This window comes from Methylophaga muralis (genome assembly GCF_001720165.1).
Classification (GTDB): domain Bacteria; phylum Pseudomonadota; class Gammaproteobacteria; order Nitrosococcales; family Methylophagaceae; genus Methylophaga; species Methylophaga muralis.
The window spans coordinates 70,590-88,185 of the sequence record NZ_MCRI01000002.1; the positions used below are offsets into that span (position 1 = coordinate 70,590).

A 17,596-nucleotide genomic window follows, 5' to 3' on the forward strand; every position below is an offset into this window, starting at 1 on the left:
TCTATCCTCAACGTTAAAATAATTTTGTGCGGTAATCCGCTGACAGTGTCAGTTAAATCCTGTTAATTTAGCAACCATGCTGCGCTGACAGCAAGCCAAACTCAACGATCGTTTTCTCTCACAGGAATCAAAAAGTATGAAAAACACCTTTTTTGTTATAGCACTGCTGTTGTTTTCAGCCAATGCGACGGCTGAAACTGAATTGAACTTTAACCTAATCAACCTCAATGCAACAGCGTCAACAGAAGTGGCTAATGATCAAGTAACCAGCGTGATACAGGTCATGCTCAATGGTACTGATCCGACTAAATTAGGCCAACAGGTCAATCAGCGCAGCAACCAATTGCTCGAAAAAATCAAAGCCTTTGCTTCAGTAAAATCTCAAACAACCGGTTATCAAACCCGTCCGATGTATAAAGACAGTCAGATCGTCTCCTGGCAGGTCAGCCAACAAATCCGTTTACATAGCCATGATTTCACTCAAATGAGTGAATTACTGGGTGAGGTGCAAGCATTAGGTACGGTGCAATCGATTGAATTTTCGCTGTCCGATGCTTTAATCGAATCTACGCAAAATGAATTAATGCAGCAGGCTATCAGTAAGTTTCGTGATAAAGCATCGTTAGTGCAGCAACAGTTCAATGAACCCGGTTACCGGCTGGTGAATATGTCGGTAAACACCAGTGGTTATGCCCCGGTATATCGCATGGAAAGCCAAATGATGATGTCAGCCGATATGAGCAGCAAAAGTGCGCCTGCTGCCCTTGAAGCGGGCAGCAATAAAGTCTCTGTTGATGTTCATGGTCAGATTCAATTAATCAGCGACACTACTACTGTAACCAATTAATCACTTTAAAAATAAATCATAAGCCGGGTTATCCGTCTCCAGCCAGTAGACATAGCCCAGATTATCCAGAAACGCCTGAAATTCTTCATTGAATTCAGGCGTTACCTGGATACCCACCAGCACCCTGCCATAGGCAGCACCATGATTACGGTAATGAAACAGGCTGATATTCCAGCGTTGTCCGATATGCGTCAGAAAACGTAATAAGGCGCCAGGACGTTCCGGAAACTCAAAGCGAATCAAACGCTCATTCTCAGCTTGCGGTGCATGTCCGCCAACCATATAACGAACATGTAATTTAGCCATTTCGTTATCGCTGAAATCAATCCACTGATAACCCGCCTGAGTCAGATTCTCAAACAGAATCTGCCGCTCTTCGTCACGGCCCGACATTCTCACACCAACAAACACCTGTGCTTGCTGTTTATCCGCATAACGATAATTGAATTCGGTAATACCGCGATCGGCCAAAGCTTTGCAGAACCGTTGGAAACTGCCCGGCTGTTCATCAATGGTTGCGGCAAACAACACTTCCCGACGTTCACCAATTTCCGCCCGTTCAGCCACATGACGAAGCCGATCGAAATTCATATTCGCGCCACTGTTGATAACCACCATGGTTTTGTTACGTAAACCATTTTGCTGGATATATTTTTTAGCACCGGCAATCGACAAAGCACCCGACGGTTCAGCTATCGAGCGGGTGTCGTCAAACACATCCATTATCGCGGCGCAAATTTCATCTGTTTCCACGGTGACCACATGATCGACCGTCTTTTGTGCAATACGAAACGGCTCTTCGCCAACCTGTCTGACCGCTGTACCATCGGCAAACAAACCAACCTGATCCAGTTTGACCCGCTCCCCTGCATCCAGAGCAGCCTTAAGGCTGGCCGCATCAGCTGGTTCAACAGCAATAATCTTAATTTCCGGCCATATTGCTTTGATATAAGCTGCCATTCCGGCGAGCAAGCCGCCGCCACCTACCGGAATAAATACTGCGTATACCGGATCCGGGTGCTGGCGCATGATTTCCATCGCAATGGTGCCCTGCCCGGCGATCACTAAAGGATCATCATAAGGATGAATAAACACCCGGCCTTGGTCGATAGAAACCTGCTGCGCAAAATCAAAGGCTTCGTCGTAACTGTTGCCATGCAGGGTAATATCAGCACCCAGCATGCGAACCGCTTCAACCTTAATAGGTGGAGTGGTAATCGGCATGACGATCATTGCCGAAATACCCATTTTATTGGCTGCCAATGCCACGCCTTGCGCATGATTACCTGCTGAAGCGGCGACTACGCCCTGCTTTCGCTCGGCTTCAGTCAAATGGCTCATCCGGTTATAAGCGCCACGCAACTTAAAGGAAAACACCGACTGTAAGTCTTCACGCTTAATCAGAATCTGATTATCCAGTCGCTTGGATAATCTTGGCATTAAATCCAAAGGTGTTTCGATAGCGACATCATAAACGCGCGCTTTGAGGATTTTTTCTACATAGCCTGTGAGCATGGGGTTCCAGATTCAGTCTGTTAAGTTAAACAAAGATGACTACGTTACCATTGCCGACCATTTATCTCTATAATTGGCCGGATAAATCAAGCCATTCAAATTAACAAGGAATCGCAATGACTGCTGATGAAATGAAGAAACAAGCTGCATGGTCAGCTTTGGAATACATTACCACTGACGGTGTAGTAGGTGTGGGCACGGGTTCAACTGTAAATCACTTTATCGATGCGCTAGCTACTATCAAACATCGTATTGAAGGTGCCGTATCCAGCTCAAATGCTTCAACACAGCGTTTAAAAGATTATGGCATTGAAGTCTTCGATTTAAATGATGTTAAAGAAGTTGCGGTGTATGTCGATGGTGCGGATGAGTCCAACCATAATCTGCAACTGATTAAAGGTGGCGGCGGTGCATTAACCCGCGAAAAAATTATCGCTGCGGTAGCAGACAAATTTGTCTGTATTGCTGATGCAACCAAATTAGTGGATGTACTGGGTAAATTCCCCTTACCGGTTGAAGTTATTCCGATGGCACGTAGTTATGTCGCCCGTGAAATCGTAAAACTGGGCGGTCAGCCGGTTTATCGTGAAGGTGTTATCACTGATAACCATAATGTCATTCTGGATGTGCACGGTCTGGACATCATGGAACCAATCAAGTTGGAAAAAACCCTGAACGATATCGTAGGCGTAGTGACTAACGGCTTGTTTGCCATGCGTCCTGCAGATGTATTATTGCTGGGCACTGAAACCGGCACCCAAATCGTCAACCCTAAATAATTTGCACTTGCCCGCTGTAAAGGCGGGCTTCTTGCCAGAGCGAAAATATGTTCAGACCACTAAGTGTCTATATTGGCGCCCGCTATACCCGGGCCAAACGGCGTAATCATTTTATTTCGTTCATTTCCATGACCTCCATGCTGGGTGTTGCACTCGGCGTGGCGGCATTGATTACCGTGTTATCGGTGATGAATGGTTTTGAAAAGGAATTACGAGAACGCATCCTGGGCATGACCTCACATGCGTTTGTTACTGGCTCGGACGGCACACTGGCTGACTGGAAAAAAGCCGAAGCACTGGTTGAAGGCTTTCCGCGTGTGGTTAGTACAGCACCTTTTGTTGAAGGTCAGGCGATGCTCAATCAAGGCAGCCGGGTTCGAGGCACGCAAGTCCGTGGTGTGGATCCGGCTCTAGAACCCAAGGTTTCCAGCATTGGCGACAAAATCATTCAGGGTCGTTTTGACTCGCTGCAACCGGGTAGTTACGGCATCATTCTGGGTAAGGATTTGGCTATCGCCATGGGCGTGGGCACCGGCGACAAGATTACTGTGATAACACCGCACGTTACACCAACACCTGCCGGCGTTATTCCACGACTGAAACGTTTGACTGTCTCTGGTGTTTTTGAAATTGGCATGTATGAATATGACAGTGCCTTAGCCATCATGAATATTGAGGATGCCGCTAATTTATTTCGTATTCCCGGCAAAGTGACGGGCCTACGATTGCAATTAGATGACGTTTACCAAGCGCCGCGCATTACCCGTGATTTATTGCATAGCTTACCGGCAGAATATCGTGCGGCTGACTGGACCTACCAACACGCCAACTTTTTCCGCGCATTAAAAACTGAAAAAACCGTGATGTTTGTCATCCTGATGCTGATTGTCGCCGTTGCTGCTTTCAACATCGTTTCAACATTGGTAATGATGGTGACCGATAAATACTCAGACATCGCCATTCTCCGAACATTAGGTATGTCCCCTCGCGGCATCATGGGTATTTTCATGGTGCAAGGTATTGTTATTGGCTTGATTGGTACACTGCTAGGCGTGATAGGTGGAGTAATTCTGGCGCTGAATGTATCGAATATTATCGCCTGGATTGAAACTCTACTGGGTTACCAATTCTTGCCCGCAGAGGTCTATTACATTAGTGATCTGCCATCAGAGCTGAATTGGAATGATGTGACCGTTATTGGTATTACCGCCTTTGTATTATCGATTCTGTCGACCATTTACCCTTCCTGGCGTGCAGCACAGGTGAAACCGGCTGAGGCATTACGCTATGACTAATACCAATGTAATCCGTTGCCAGAATCTGGCGAAGCGATACAAAGATGGCAATCTGGAAACCCCTGTTCTGCAGGATATCAATCTGAACGTTGTTGCAGGTGATCGCATTGCGATTGTTGGCAGCTCCGGTTCTGGTAAAAGTACCCTGCTACATCTGTTGGGAGGACTGGATAGTCCAACCAGTGGACTAATTGAAGTATTAGATCAGGATATCAGTACGCTTTCTGTTAGTGCACTGAGCAAATTACGTAATCAATCGTTGGGCTTTGTTTACCAGTTTCATCATTTGCTGCCAGAGTTTACCGCGGAAGAAAATGTCGCCATGCCATTGGTAATTGGCGGTATGCATCCAAAATCAGCTAAACAGCAGGCAACTCAGTTATTGGAACAGGTTGGTCTCGGCCATCGCGTACATCACAAACCCAGTGAATTATCCGGTGGTGAACGTCAACGTGCAGCTTTAGCCCGTGCCTTGATTACCAAACCAGCCTGCTTATTAGCCGATGAACCAACAGGAAATCTGGATCATCATACGGCTGAAGGCATTTTTGATTTGATTATGCAGCTGAATGCTGAGCTAGGTACCGCTCTGGTGATCGTGACTCATGATCGGCAATTAGCCGCCAAGATGGATCAACAATTGGTATTAATTGACGGTAAGTTACAAAACTAATTTATGGTTGGTTACTGTCATTATCACGTCGCGCTTTTTGACGGCGATAACGCTTTAACCAGCTGTGAATAACCACCAAGCGCCAGATTAGTCGAACGACTATAACTCCCAGTACAGCAGCCAATACACCACATATTACTGAACCGAGTAAAAACGGTTGCCAGATAAAACCTAATTCTTCCCAGAGCCACTCAAGACTAAAAGCGAATTCGTGGGTTCGAAGCGGCACATCCAATATCATTGCGCCAATTTTGTAACTGAAAAAGAAAATGGGTGCCATTGTCAGCGGATTAGTGATCCAGACACTCATCACCGCGATAGGCAGATTGACGCGCAGCCAAATAGCAAAAATGGCTGCGACAAGCATTTGTGCCGGCATCGGAATAAACGCCAGAAATAAGCCAATCGCTACTGCTGCTGATACTGACTTCCTGTTCAAATGCCATAACTCAGGCGCCATGATCTTTTCACCAAAACGACGCAAGTGCTTATGCTCGCGCATGGTGACGTGATCTGGCATTATTCGTTTCAGGAACTTACGAGGCATTGCGTCTCAGTATTACGGACAAACGGCGGTCATTATAGGGATATATGGTCAAACCTGCTATTGCATTTTTGTCGGGCTGTTTGCTGGTAGCATGGTTGCCACAGCTACCGGCATGGTATTGGCTGCTCACACTTTTCCCCTTGATTATAATTGCTTGGCACAGGTCAAATTGGACCGTTCTGACATTTGTTGTGGCGTTAGTTTGGACCAGCACACAAGCCCACTTAAGATTGGATAACCAACTTGATCCTTCTATTCAGGGACAAGATATCCTGGTTACTGGTTTCATTGACTCTTTGCCCCATCATAACGATCAACGGGTTCGATTTGAATTTAAACCTGAAAATCACAACATAAAATTACCTGAAAAAATTCGTCTGAGTTGGTATTACCCGCCTGAGCTCGTCCCTCAAGCCAATGAAAAATGGCAACTTCTGGTGCGCTTGAAAGTGCCTCAAGGAATGGCGAACCCTGGCGGTTTTGATTATGAATCCTGGTTATTTCAGCAAAAGATTGGGGCGACAGGTTATATACGGCAATCGGATTTAAATCAGAAACTCCAATCGGCTTCGATATTCTCGATCAACCATTGGCGGTCAGCGTTAATTGCCAAAATGTCTGCTACTTTGGAACACAGTCCCCATTTGGCTTTGATTGAGGGTTTGGCTGTCGGTAACCGGGATCGAATGATTTCAGCACAATGGGAAACGTTAAGACAAACCGGAACCAGCCATCTTTTAGCGATCTCTGGGTTACATATCGGATTGGCCGCGGCATTAGGCTTTTTTGCCATCAAAACCATCTGGCGGATGCGTAGCCAACAGTTACTAAAATTAAGTGATCGGCAAGCTGGTGCAATTGGCGGCCTGTTACTTGCCATTTTCTATGCCTTGTTAGCGGGTTTATCCATCCCAACGCAACGTGCTTTGGTAATGGTCACGGTAGTCATGCTCAGTATCTTTATTAAACGCCGCATAGAGCCCTTGCAGGTTTTAAGTCTGAGTTTGATATTGGTCCTGTTCATCGACCCATTTGCCGTGTTGGCCGTCGGTTTCTGGCTATCCTTTGCCGCCGTGTTAAGCATTCTGTATGTAGCACAATATCGTCAACCCGCACGAAAGTGGCTTTGGTTACATATTCATTTGTGGATAGCTGTCGCGTTAACGCCGTTGTTATTGTTGTTCTTTCGGGAAACGTCTTTAATTGCCCCACTGGCCAATTTAGTAGCTGTACCTGTGGTGAGTTTTTTGATTGTGCCATTGTTATTAGTGACGATGGCGCTATTAAGCATTGATATACCGCTAGCCGTCTGGTTGCTGGATTTTACTGAAAGGTTATTATCTATTTTATGGTGGTATCTGGATTTTCTGGCCAGGTCGCCCTTGTCAGTTTGGCAAACTCCAGTGTTTTCTGTTGGACTGCTGTGCTTGTCAGTAATTGGTATATTGATACTACTTGCCCCGCGTGGATGGCCACTGCGCTGGTTAGGTGCTGTATTACTACTGCCAATTTTCTTTTACAGTCCCAATCGACCTGGTCCTGCAGAAGTCTGGTTTACCTTACTTGATGTGGGACAGGGCCTGTCTGCTGTCATACAAACCCAACATCACACTTTGGTATTTGATACCGGTCCTGCTTTTGGCGAGTTTGATACCGGCTCAGCAGTTGTTGTTCCTTTTCTCCGTTATCACGGGGTTCAACAATTGGATATGTTGATGATAAGTCATGCTGACAATGACCATATCGGTGGTGCCGATGCGGTTTTAGCAGCTTATCCGACCAAGCAGATATTAAGCAGTGATCCGGATAAACTCACTGGCAGTAAGCCCTGCCTGCAGGGTCAATCGTGGCAATGGGATTACGTGCAGTTTGAAATTTTTCATCCCGCTGTTAACCAATCAGGCACGCGTAATGATTTATCCTGCGTACTTAAAATCACTAGTCCATACGGCAGTATCTTATTAACGGGTGACATTGAACGTCGGGCCGAAATCGAGTTGGTGCGAAAATATGCTCAGCAACTCAGTGCAGATATTATCGTTGCACCTCATCATGCAGTCGCAGCTCATCGTCTGCTGCTTTTATTGAACAGGTATCACCTAGCTTTGTTTTATTCGCCAGTGGCTTTCAAAACCGTTATAACTTTCCGGCTGCCGAAGTAGTTGCCCGTTACCATAAAATAGGTAGCCAAGCCCATCAAACCGGTACCCAAGGCGCATTACAGATAAAACTCGATCCACAGATGAATTTAATGCCTGCAAGCTGGCGCGAACAACAGCGCAGAATTTGGATGCGCAACGCTACTGAATAATCGCGTTTTCACGTATCATGACAACATTTCAATAACTGGGACGGATGGAGCATGCTGGAACTATTTAAAGCAGGTGGCTGGCTGATGTTACCGCTACTTGGCTGTTCAATAATTGCGATTGCGATTATTGCAGAGCGATTTTGGAGCCTACAACAACGTCGAATCGCACCACCTGAGTTAATTACCCAAATCTGGCAATGGTTACAGTTCAAACAAATCGACCAATATCGAATCAACTCGTTACAAAAAAATTCTCCTCTTGGCCAAATTCTCGCCGCCGGACTAATTAATCGCAATAGCTCCCGCGATATCACCAAAGAGAGTATTGAAGACACCGGTCGACATGTGACCCAACAACTTGAACGCAATCTTAATACCTTGGGAACCATTGCCGCCATATCACCTTTGATTGGTTTATTGGGAACGGTTATCGGCATGATCAAAGTGTTTGCGGTGATTACGCTGGAAGGTGTCGGTAATCCTGAAACACTGGCTGGCGGCATTTCAGAAGCATTACTTACCACGGCAGCGGGTTTGGTTGTGGCTATTCCCAGCGTCATTTTTTATCGCTACTTCCGCGGAAAAATTAATCAGCTGGTCGTCAGTATGGAAGAACAAGCCATGCAATTAATTGAAATGTTACATGGCGAACGTGAATTTGACCCCGATGAGGCTCGTGCGCAATGAAATTGCTGCCTCGTAACTCTGAGGAACCTGATGTCAATCTCACCCCGATGATTGATGTGGTGTTTTTGTTATTACTGTTTTTTATGGTGTCGACCAGTTTTATCCGCGAAAGCTCTTTAAAAGTCGATTTGCCCGAAGCCAGTGGCCAGGCATTAGTAGAACAGGAAGCGCCGATTGATATTATTATTCGGGCCAATGGTGAAGTGCTGGTCAACGACACCCCAATGGCCGAACTGACCCGTGATGCTTTGCGTGATTTACTCAAAGCCACGGCCGGTGACAATGACGATCCACATATTATTATCAGTGCAGATGCCAATGCTGAATACCAACATATCGTTACTGCCATGGATGCAGCCCAATTACTCGGCTTTACCCGTTTGACGCTAGCGACACGACAAAAAACAACTGAGACTCCATGAAACAAATAGCGACTGAGATGAGCGCTTTTCAGCTCTATAAGCGCCTGCTTACCTATGTCAAACCCTATTGGCTGGTATTTGCTGCTGTGATTCTGGCCATGCTGGTATATGCCGGTAGCGAAACCGCAATGGCTGCCCTGATGAAACCATTAATGGATGGCAGCTTTGTTGAGAAAGATCCTTTTATTATCAAATGGATCCCCATCGTGCTGATTGGCATTTTTCTGGTTCGAGGTGTCGCGAATTTCCTGACAACCTATGGATTAGGCTGGATCGCCCGTAATGTCATTATGACCTTGCGTACTGAGATGTTTGATCGTTTGCTGACCTTACCAGCCAGTTTTTACGACAAGAGTACCTCCGGTCAGTTAATGTCGAAATTACTCTACGACGTTGAGCAAGTGGCAGACGCAGCTACTGACGCCATACTGGTTTTGGTCAGGGATACATTGACTATCGTCGGTCTTCTGGCCTGGATGATTTATCTCAATGGCATGTTGTCATTAATTATCTTGCTGACCGTACCGTTTATAGGATTACTGGTTTATAAAATCAGTACCCGTTTCCGTCGTATCAGTAAAACCATTCAGAATTCCATGGGAGATGTGAGCCATACATCAAGTGAAGTCATTGAAGGTCATCGGGAAGTTAAAACCTTTGGCAGCCATCAATACGAAGCCAAACGGTTTGATAAGGTTAACCAACTCAATCGCCGCCAACGAATGAAAAAAATTGCGACCGAAGCAACCAGTCAGCCCATTATCGAACTGATTGCAGTGCTAGGTTTAGCTGTAGTGATTTATCTGGCGACCCTGCCGCAGGTTTTGAATCAAATTACTGTCGGTACCTTCATCTCATTTATCACCGCCATGTTCATGATTTTGACTCCGCTTAAACGGCTTACCAAACTCAACTCAAAACTGCAGGCTGGTATTGCTGCTGCAGACAGTGTGTTTACTATGCTGGATCAGCAACCTGAAGCAGATACCGGTGAGCGCGAACTTAAACAGGCTAAAGGCGATATTCGCTATCAGCAGGTGAGCTTTCAATACGACAATACTGCACGAAAAGTGTTGGACAATATCAGTTTTGAAATCAAGGCTGGTCAGACCATTGCTTTTGTTGGCCATTCTGGTAGTGGTAAAACGACCTTAGTCAGCCTGTTACCACGTTTTTATATGCCAACCAGCGGTCAGATTTTCATTGATGAAATAGATATTTGCAGCCTCAAACTACTTGACCTGCGAAATCAGATTTCGCTTGTCAATCAACAGGTTATTTTATTTAACGATACTATCGCCAATAATATTACCTATGGTCAGAAACAAGCCGTTGCGGAAGAACGTATTATCGAAGCGGCTAAACAGGCCCATGCCTGGGAGTTTATTCAACGGCTTCCAGAAGGATTACAAACGCAGGTGGGACAGAACGGTGTCTTACTATCAGGCGGACAACGCCAACGACTGGCGATAGCCCGAGCGTTACTACGTGATACACCGATTCTGATTCTGGATGAGGCTACCGCCTCTCTCGATTCTGAAGCTGAACGTCATATTCAGAAAGCTCTGGAAAATCTGATGCAAAGCCGGACAACATTAGTGATTGCTCATCGGCTTTCAACCATCGAAAAAGCCGATCTTATTGTTGTGATGCATGATGGCCATATTGTTGAGACCGGAACACATCAGCAATTGCTGGATAAAGGCCACCATTATGCTGAATTACATCGATTGCAGTTTCAGCAGCACTAATGAAATTGGATTGGCTGACCAATAGCTGGTATCGCCCCTCTCTGTTAACGTGGCTGTTATTGCCTTTAAGCTGGCTCTATCGATTAATTATCATGCTACGTCGCCAGGCATATCGAACTGGCATTTTTAAACAATTAGCCTTGCCAGTCCCAGTGATTGTGGTTGGCAATATCAGTGTCGGCGGCAGTGGCAAAACGCCTTTTGTTATCTGGCTGGCCCTGTTTTTACAAAAACAGGGTTGGCGACCGGGTATTATCAGTCGTGGTTATGGCGGTAAAGCTGATTATTATCCTTGTAGTGTTCATCATGACAGTCTGGCAGCACAGGTTGGGGATGAACCGCTGTTGATTCATAGACGGACTCAATGTCCGGTGGTAGTGGCTGCTGATCGGATTGCAGCCGGTCAACAACTATTAGCAGAAAATAACTGCAACATCATTATTACTGATGATGGTTTACAACATTACCGACTACAACGTGACCTGGAAATTGTCATTATTGACACTAAACGCGGTATTGGAAATAAGGCGTGTTTACCCGCTGGTCCTTTACGCGAACCGATCTCTCGCCTACAGACAGTCGACTTTATTATTCAACACGGTGTGCAAGATAACGCTGCACTTAACATGCAGCTGCAGATCCAGCAGGCCGTTCAATTACAGAATGAAACAACTCAAAAAGCGTTAAGCGAGTTCGTTAGCACACCCGTTCATGCTGTGGCAGGTATCGGTCATCCCCAACGTTTTTTTGATCAATTACAGCAGTTGGGATTAACCGTGATACCCCATGCATTTGCCGATCATCAACATTACACTGCCGCTGATTTCCAGTTCCCCGAGCCATACCCAATACTGATGACAGAAAAAGATGCGGTAAAATGTCAGCAATTTGCTAGCGAAAATATGTGGTATGTACCAGCTGAGGCCAAACTGAGTGCTTCGCTTGGCCCTGAAATCGACCAAAAACTAAGAGAACTCTAAATGGATAAAACGTTATTGGAAATACTCGCCTGCCCTGTTTGCAAAAGCAGTCTTATCTATGACAAACAATCACAGGAACTGGTTTGTAAAGCCTGTCGAGTTGCTTATCCGATTCGTGATGAAATCCCAGTAATGCTGATTGATGAGGCGCGAGAACTTTCTGCAGAAGAAATCGACTGATGCAATTTAAAATCATTATCCCAGCTCGCTTTGCTTCCACCCGACTGCCTGGCAAACCTTTACGAGAAATCGCTGGCAAGCCGATGATTCAACATGTTTATGAACGCGCTTTAGCCAGTGAAGCCAGTGAAGTGATTATTGCCACCGATGATCAGCGTATTGCCGAAGCCGCAAAGCGTTTTGGTGCGGATGTCTGCATGACCCGTGATGATCATATTTCCGGCACCGATCGTTTGGCCGAGGTGGCGCAAATAAGAGCATTCCATGGTGATGATTTAGTGGTCAATGTGCAGGGAGATGAGCCGTGTTTACCCGCTGTATTGATTAATCAAGTTGCAGCAGATCTGGCCCATCATCGTGAGGCAGCAATCACAACGTTATACAGCCCGTTAGAAGATGCTAAGCAGGTGTTTGATCCTAATATCGTTAAAGTGGTGGTGGATGCTAAAGGTTATGCGATGTATTTTAGTCGCGCCCCTATCCCCTGGCTACGCGAACAGTTTAATAACAAACAGGCTATTGATAAATTCACAATGCCGCATTTAAAACATGTTGGCATGTACGCTTATCGAGCGGATTTTTTACATCGTTATCACGAATTACCACCTGCGCCACCGGAACAATTTGAATCATTGGAACAGCTACGGGCGCTTTACCATGGAAACCGGATACATTTAACTGAAGCCCAGGTTGATCCTGGTCATGGTGTAGATACCGAACAGGATTTACTGGCCGTAGAGGCCTTGCTCTCTCAATAATTGATCGAGGCCAGCAGCGACAAGTTCGGTGTGTAATTCACCTTCACCATCAAAGACCGGTAACACATGGGTGACCGGCACCGGGCGATGCCCTTCTCCATATTGTGTCGGCTGAATATTGCTACCTTGATTGAGCTCTTGTAACACCAACTCACAACCGTCCAGCAACTCAATGATCTCACAGCGTTGATGGTGATATACGACTTGCTGCCCAATAAGGTTCAGCAAGTCGTCACAGCTAAATTTATGATTCCTTGGCATCTGCTTTAGGACTCTCTTCAGTTGGTTTTGGTTTTTCAACTGGCTTAGGTTTTTCAACCTTCTGAGTCTCATTATCAGCCGAAGCAGAATTTTTTTCTACCTCATTTGCTTCACGGTTTTCTTTATCTTTCGGTGGTGCACCGCGACGGCGACGATTATTAGTACTGGCACTGGTGCTGGTACGCGAACGACGTGGCGCAGATTTTTCCGGTATTTTATTTCCATCAATCTCCGGCTCTGTCGAAACTGGAATCGCATTACCGTTTATTTCAGGTTCCGGCGCAGGAATGGCATTACCATTCACTTCTGGCGGCGGTGTCGGAATAGCATTACCTCTTTCGACACGTTCCACTTTTTCAACTGTTTCATTAGCGGTGTTAACCGTGGTATCCGTCGCAGTTGCTACGTCACCTTCACCGCGTCCACGACGACGGCGACCACCACGACGCGAGCGTTTAGCATTCGGATTACGTGATTTTTCTTCGCCGTTAGCATCGACTGCAGGTTTATTTTCAGCTTCAACAACGTTAGCAGCAGCACTAGGTGCAGCCGCTTTAGCAGTAGTCAGCTCTTCACCTGCAACACCTTCCGGCCGACGTGGCCGGTTGTTATTGCGTCGATTACTATTGTTGCGTCCACGACTACGACGGTTCTGATTACGAGCTTCCCTCTCGGCATCGCTCTCTTTTTCTGCAGTGCGCGGCTTGGATGCTTCCACAGGCTCTTCCACAGGCGAACCAGTTAAAACTCCTAACAAACGTTTTAACAGACTTGGTTTACGTTCCGGTTGTACGGCTGCGGTCGGCTTGATAATTGGTGCTGGAGCAATAGGAGCTATTCCGGTAACTGCAGGCTGCTCCATCACGGGTTTTTCTTTCAATACTACTGCCGCTTCGATTTCAGGCGTGCTTATTAATTGATGGCTGCTGGTTTGTTTTTCATTGCCATCTTTGATGCGTTCGATATCGTAATGCGGTGTTTCCAAGTGTGGATTAGGAATCAGCAACAAACGCACACCATGACGTTTCTCAATCGCATCAATCTGTGCACGCTTTTCATTTAGCATGAAAGTCGCAACTGAGACTGGCAACTGCACGACCAATTGGCTGACATTATCTTTAGTGGCTTCTTCTTCAACCAGTCGTAACACCGCTAAACCTAAGGATTCAACCCCACGTACATGGCCTAAACCAGCACAACGTGGACAAACTTCCTGATGTGCATCACCTAGTGCCGGACGCAAACGTTGACGTGACATTTCTAACAAACCAAAGCGGGAAATACGGCCAATTTGCACCCGTGCCCGATCCGATTTCAAATGGTCACGCAGACGGTTTTCAACTTCACGTTGATTGCGCGTTGGGCCCATATCAATAAAGTCGATAACCACCAGACCACCCAAATCACGCAGGCGTAATTGACGGGCAATTTCTTCAGCCGCTTCGAGATTGGTGTTCAGTGCCGTTTCTTCGATATCACCGCCTTTATTAGCACGGGCCGAGTTAACGTCAATTGAAATCAACGCTTCAGTGGGGTCAATGACCAAAGCACCACCGGAAGGCAGGCGCACTTCATGACGGAAGGCACTCTCAATCTGGCTTTCCAGTTGGTAACGGGTAAATAACGGTACTTTGTCTTGGTATAACTTGAATTTATTCAATTCATGCGGCATAACCATGCGCATGAAGTCATAACCGGTTTGATAGACTTCTGGGGAATCGACCAGTATTTCACCAATATCCTTACGTAAATAATCACGTAAAGCACGGATGATGATGTTGCTTTCCTGATAAACCAGAAATGGCGCGCTGCGGTCTTTGGTAGCTAAATCAATCGCTGTCCACAACTGGACCAGATATTCCAGATCCCATTGCAGCTCTTCGGTTTGCTTGCCAACACCAGCGGTGCGGACGATCATGCCCATGCCTTCAGGGATTTCCAGCTCGCGTAAGGCTTCTTGCAATTCAGCGCGATCATCACCTTCAATGCGGCGTGAAATACCACCGGCACGTGGACTGTTTGGCATTAATACCAGATAACGACCCGCCAGGCTGATAAAGGTAGTCAGTGCTGCGCCTTTATTTCCACGCTCTTCTTTCTCAATCTGAACGACTAATTCCTGACCGACAGAAAGCACGTCCTGCACATTGATGCGGCCATTACCTTCGCCATCATCTTTGTGTTGTCTGAAATAGGTTTTGCTGATTTCTTTTAGTGGCAGAAAGCTTGGCGCTCAGAACCGTATTCAACAAAAACAGCCTCAAGACTGGGTTCTACGCGAGTGATTTTACCTTTGTAAATATTGCCTTTCTTTTGTTCTCTGGAAGGGGTGTCGATATCTAAATCGAACAAGCGTTGGCCATCGACCATCGCAACACGCAACTCTTCCTCGTGCGTTGCGTTAATTAAAATTCGTTTCATTCATAAACCTCAGTTAGAGGTTCACGCGTCGGTACAGTCAGTAAGCCGGGCGGCATCAGCCTGCCCAGAGCATCCAGAACGGCGTTTTAACAGCAATATAATCAACTAATCGGGCACTGCCAGCATCGAATTCTCAGATTACTGGTCATTAATACAATGTCATCACATTGTGGCTGCAATAGGGTTCTGCAACGCTACATAACGTTTGCGACTCTCTTTAGTCACAGTACGTTTGATTATTTACTTCGTCGCCCTGTCTTGTACATTTTTTGCTATTTGTTTTGCTGTAGCCAGACGTGGGAACCATTTATTCTCAAAAACAAGCTCCGTTTTAGGGAGCCCTGCATCACTGAACCCCTGTTCAGCGTATTCAAATTCGTTTCGTGTCCTTAGCCGCATCAACCCCATTCCTAGGGGGCGCGACGTTTGCTTAAGTCTGATTAATAGAAAGTCGGTATACTGACCTCATTTTACGTACAGACCAACGGCGAAATATATCAGTCTGCAACCACATCAGCAAGAAATAACCTAACAATAATTTATGGCGAATTCCTCACAAGCAACTCCAGCAGTTCAATTTATCGATATTCGGGCCGATCAGGCTGGGCAGCGGATCGATAATTTTTTGATTACATTGGAAAAAGGTGTTCCCAAAAGCCGGATTTATCGTGCTCTGCGCAAAGGTGAGGTTCGGGTCAATAAAGGTCGCATCAAACAGACCTACAGACTGCAGGCCGGTGACCAAGTGCGAATTCCCCCGCTTCGCGTCAGTGAAAAAGTCATCATCACAGATTTATCAGATTCGCTTACCGAGGCGCTTGAGCAGTCTATTCTAATGGAAGATGATGCTCTGCTGGTGATTAACAAGCCTTCCGGCCTTGCAGTCCATGCAGGCAGCCAAATCCAGCTAGGCGTTATTGAAGCCATGCGCATTATCCGCCCGGATAATCGCTTTGTAGAATTGGTACATCGTCTGGATCGGGATACGTCAGGATGTCTGGTGATAGCAAAAAGTCGCGAAGCACTGCTCAATCTACAAGAACAGATGAAAAATTCTGAAACTGATAAACGTTATCTAACGTTAACCAAGGGCCACTGGCCGGCTAATGAAAATATTGTTGATCTGGCATTGCAGAAGAATACCTTGAGCTCAGGTGAGCGCATGGTTGCACCGGATATTAACGGTAAAAAATCCAAAACCTTGTTTGAGGTAAAACAGAATTTTGTTGATTGTCAGCTGGTTGCCGCCAAACTTTATACCGGTAGAACGCACCAGATTCGGGTACACAGTGCCAGCCAGTCACATCCCGTTGCCGGTGACGAAAAATACGGTGATCGCGAATTTAATAAACGTCTGAAACAATTTGGCTTAAAACGTATGTTTTTGCATGCCTGGCAGCTTTCCATCAAACATCCAATCACTCATGAGCCAGTGACCTTTCATGCTGAATTACCTGATTCATTAAATGATGTTTTAAAAAAATTGGAAGCACAGTCATGAGTCACTATCAGCTGATCGTCTTTGATTGGGATGGCACACTGATGGATTCCACCAGTCATATTGTGTTTTGCATGCGTGAAGCAATCCACAAACTGCAATTATCGCCCTTAACCGATACGGCGATCAGACAGATTATTGGTTTAGGACTCTCTGAAGCTGTTCGTACACTTTATCCTCATAGTACCGATGCAGATATTCAAAGGCTGGCAATGGCTTATCGCGATATCTGGCTGGATCATCCACATGAATCACCGATGTTTGATAATGCCGTTGAGTTATTGCATAAACTGGCAAATCAGAATATTTTCCTCGGCGTGGCAACCGGTAAGGGCCGGCGAGGTCTGGATAAAGTGCTAGCGGAAACCGGTTTGGCTGATTTATTTACAGCAACACGTTGTGCGGATGAATGTCATTCCAAACCACATCCGCAAATGCTGGAACAATTAATCGAATTCTGCGGTGTAAAAGCTGAAGATACGATTATGATTGGTGACACCGAATTTGATTTGCTGATGGCTCACAATGCAAAGGCGAAAAGTGTTGCTATCACTCACGGTGCACATGCATTGGACAGGCTTGAAGCATGCGATCCGCTGCATATCGTTAATGACTTGTTTGCATTGGATGATTGGTTGCATGGTAACAACGTGCGCTTTTGATTATGATGT

General features: G+C 46.0%; 16 protein-coding genes and 1 pseudogene. 13 read left to right on the forward strand and 4 right to left on the reverse strand.

Annotated features, from left to right (window positions below; genetic code table 11):
* The first annotated feature begins 136 nt into the window (after window positions 1–136).
* Window positions 137–847, forward strand: a complete 711-nt coding sequence (locus tag A9E74_RS02005) for an SIMPL domain-containing protein (protein WP_069294996.1) — start codon at window positions 137–139, stop codon at window positions 845–847.
* Here the strand turns inward: A9E74_RS02005 and ilvA are convergent, their stop codons facing one another.
* Window positions 848–2,362 (reverse strand): threonine ammonia-lyase, biosynthetic, encoded by a 1,515-nt coding sequence (ilvA, locus tag A9E74_RS02010; RefSeq protein ID WP_069294997.1) that lies wholly within the window; start codon window positions 2,360–2,362, stop codon window positions 848–850.
* Window positions 2,363–2,478: 116 nt separating this feature from the next.
* On the opposite strand from ilvA, the gene rpiA reads away from it, so the two are divergent.
* The 3 genes from rpiA to lolD are packed head-to-tail and all read left to right on the forward strand — an operon-like array spanning window position 2,479 to window position 5,109.
* On the forward strand, window positions 2,479–3,141 hold the full coding sequence (gene rpiA, locus A9E74_RS02015) for a ribose-5-phosphate isomerase RpiA (protein WP_069294998.1): 663 nt from the start codon (window positions 2,479–2,481) through the stop codon (window positions 3,139–3,141).
* 47 nt (window positions 3,142–3,188) lie between these two features.
* Window positions 3,189–4,436 carry a lipoprotein-releasing ABC transporter permease subunit gene (locus A9E74_RS02020; RefSeq protein WP_069294999.1) on the forward strand — a complete coding sequence of 416 codons (1,248 nt, stop codon included), beginning with the start codon at window positions 3,189–3,191 and terminating at the stop codon, window positions 4,434–4,436.
* A complete protein-coding gene (lolD, locus tag A9E74_RS02025; RefSeq protein WP_069295000.1) occupies window positions 4,429–5,109 on the forward strand; it encodes a lipoprotein-releasing ABC transporter ATP-binding protein LolD in 681 nt (226 codons plus the stop codon). Before A9E74_RS02020 ends, lolD begins: the two co-directional genes overlap by 8 nt.
* 1 nt (window position 5,110) lies before the next feature.
* Here lolD and A9E74_RS02030 read toward each other — a convergent pair whose 3' ends face one another.
* Window positions 5,111–5,629, reverse strand: coding sequence for a DUF2062 domain-containing protein (locus A9E74_RS02030; protein WP_084002829.1), 519 nt, complete (start codon window positions 5,627–5,629; stop codon window positions 5,111–5,113).
* A gap of 71 nt (window positions 5,630–5,700) precedes the next feature.
* Between A9E74_RS02030 and A9E74_RS02035 the strand changes: the two genes are divergently transcribed.
* From A9E74_RS02035 to kdsB, 7 genes are all read left to right on the forward strand, one after another.
* Window positions 5,701–7,818, forward strand: coding sequence for a DNA internalization-related competence protein ComEC/Rec2 (locus tag A9E74_RS02035; RefSeq protein WP_245652010.1), 2,118 nt, complete (start codon window positions 5,701–5,703; stop codon window positions 7,816–7,818).
* Between the two features lie 200 nt (window positions 7,819–8,018).
* The gene (locus A9E74_RS02040) at window positions 8,019–8,654 is read left to right on the forward strand and encodes a MotA/TolQ/ExbB proton channel family protein (protein ID WP_069295002.1); all 636 of its coding nucleotides are present in this window, start codon (window positions 8,019–8,021) and stop codon (window positions 8,652–8,654) included.
* Window positions 8,651–9,076 carry an ExbD/TolR family protein gene (locus A9E74_RS02045; RefSeq protein ID WP_069295003.1) on the forward strand — a complete coding sequence of 142 codons (426 nt, stop codon included), beginning with the start codon at window positions 8,651–8,653 and terminating at the stop codon, window positions 9,074–9,076. Before A9E74_RS02040 ends, A9E74_RS02045 begins: the two co-directional genes overlap by 4 nt.
* Window positions 9,073–10,827 (forward strand): lipid A export permease/ATP-binding protein MsbA, encoded by a 1,755-nt coding sequence (gene msbA, locus A9E74_RS02050; RefSeq protein WP_069295004.1) that lies wholly within the window; start codon window positions 9,073–9,075, stop codon window positions 10,825–10,827. The genes A9E74_RS02045 and msbA overlap by 4 nt, the downstream gene beginning before the upstream one ends.
* Window positions 10,827–11,807, forward strand: coding sequence for a tetraacyldisaccharide 4'-kinase (lpxK, locus tag A9E74_RS02055; RefSeq protein ID WP_069295005.1), 981 nt, complete (start codon window positions 10,827–10,829; stop codon window positions 11,805–11,807). The genes msbA and lpxK overlap by 1 nt, the downstream gene beginning before the upstream one ends.
* The gene (locus A9E74_RS02060) at window positions 11,808–11,987 is read left to right on the forward strand and encodes a Trm112 family protein (protein ID WP_069295006.1); all 180 of its coding nucleotides are present in this window, start codon (window positions 11,808–11,810) and stop codon (window positions 11,985–11,987) included.
* The gene (gene kdsB, locus A9E74_RS02065; protein ID WP_069295007.1) at window positions 11,987–12,745 is read left to right on the forward strand and encodes a 3-deoxy-manno-octulosonate cytidylyltransferase; all 759 of its coding nucleotides are present in this window, start codon (window positions 11,987–11,989) and stop codon (window positions 12,743–12,745) included. Before A9E74_RS02060 ends, kdsB begins: the two co-directional genes overlap by 1 nt.
* Here kdsB and A9E74_RS02070 read toward each other — a convergent pair.
* Together A9E74_RS02070 and A9E74_RS02075 are read right to left on the reverse strand one after the other, a co-directional pair.
* The gene (locus A9E74_RS02070) at window positions 12,713–12,973 is read right to left on the reverse strand and encodes a hypothetical protein (protein ID WP_084002831.1); all 261 of its coding nucleotides are present in this window, start codon (window positions 12,971–12,973) and stop codon (window positions 12,713–12,715) included. The two genes, kdsB and A9E74_RS02070, sit on opposite strands and share 33 nt — an antisense overlap.
* A 16-nt stretch (window positions 12,974–12,989) precedes the next feature.
* Window positions 12,990–15,427: pseudogene (locus A9E74_RS02075) on the reverse strand (Rne/Rng family ribonuclease).
* Window positions 15,428–15,968: 541 nt separating this feature from the next.
* On the opposite strand from A9E74_RS02075, the gene rluC reads away from it, so the two are divergent.
* Entirely contained in the window at window positions 15,969–16,928 is a 960-nt protein-coding gene (gene rluC, locus A9E74_RS02080; RefSeq protein ID WP_069295009.1) for a 23S rRNA pseudouridine(955/2504/2580) synthase RluC, read from the forward strand.
* The gene (locus A9E74_RS02085) at window positions 16,925–17,587 is read left to right on the forward strand and encodes an HAD-IA family hydrolase (RefSeq protein ID WP_069295010.1); all 663 of its coding nucleotides are present in this window, start codon (window positions 16,925–16,927) and stop codon (window positions 17,585–17,587) included. The genes rluC and A9E74_RS02085 overlap by 4 nt, the downstream gene beginning before the upstream one ends.
* The last annotated feature ends 9 nt before the right edge of the window (window positions 17,588–17,596 follow it).

Bases quoted from the DNA above. Each gene is read 5' to 3' on its own strand.
- A9E74_RS02005 (WP_069294996.1), top strand. From the start codon at position 137: ATGAAAAACACCTTTTTTGTTATAGCACTGCTGTTGTTTTCAGCCAAT.
- ilvA (WP_069294997.1), bottom strand. From the start codon at position 2,362: ATGCTCACAGGCTATGTAGAAAAAATCCTCAAAGCGCGCGTTTATGAT.
- rpiA (WP_069294998.1), top strand. From the start codon at position 2,479: ATGACTGCTGATGAAATGAAGAAACAAGCTGCATGGTCAGCTTTGGAA.
- A9E74_RS02020 (WP_069294999.1), top strand. From the start codon at position 3,189: ATGTTCAGACCACTAAGTGTCTATATTGGCGCCCGCTATACCCGGGCC.
- lolD (WP_069295000.1), top strand. From the start codon at position 4,429: ATGACTAATACCAATGTAATCCGTTGCCAGAATCTGGCGAAGCGATAC.
- A9E74_RS02030 (WP_084002829.1), bottom strand. From the start codon at position 5,629: ATGCCAGATCACGTCACCATGCGCGAGCATAAGCACTTGCGTCGTTTT.
- A9E74_RS02035 (WP_245652010.1), top strand. From the start codon at position 5,701: ATGGTCAAACCTGCTATTGCATTTTTGTCGGGCTGTTTGCTGGTAGCA.
- A9E74_RS02040 (WP_069295002.1), top strand. From the start codon at position 8,019: ATGCTGGAACTATTTAAAGCAGGTGGCTGGCTGATGTTACCGCTACTT.
- A9E74_RS02045 (WP_069295003.1), top strand. From the start codon at position 8,651: ATGAAATTGCTGCCTCGTAACTCTGAGGAACCTGATGTCAATCTCACC.
- msbA (WP_069295004.1), top strand. From the start codon at position 9,073: ATGAAACAAATAGCGACTGAGATGAGCGCTTTTCAGCTCTATAAGCGC.
- lpxK (WP_069295005.1), top strand. From the start codon at position 10,827: ATGAAATTGGATTGGCTGACCAATAGCTGGTATCGCCCCTCTCTGTTA.
- A9E74_RS02060 (WP_069295006.1), top strand. From the start codon at position 11,808: ATGGATAAAACGTTATTGGAAATACTCGCCTGCCCTGTTTGCAAAAGC.
- kdsB (WP_069295007.1), top strand. From the start codon at position 11,987: ATGCAATTTAAAATCATTATCCCAGCTCGCTTTGCTTCCACCCGACTG.
- rluC (WP_069295009.1), top strand. From the start codon at position 15,969: ATGGCGAATTCCTCACAAGCAACTCCAGCAGTTCAATTTATCGATATT.
- A9E74_RS02085 (WP_069295010.1), top strand. From the start codon at position 16,925: ATGAGTCACTATCAGCTGATCGTCTTTGATTGGGATGGCACACTGATG.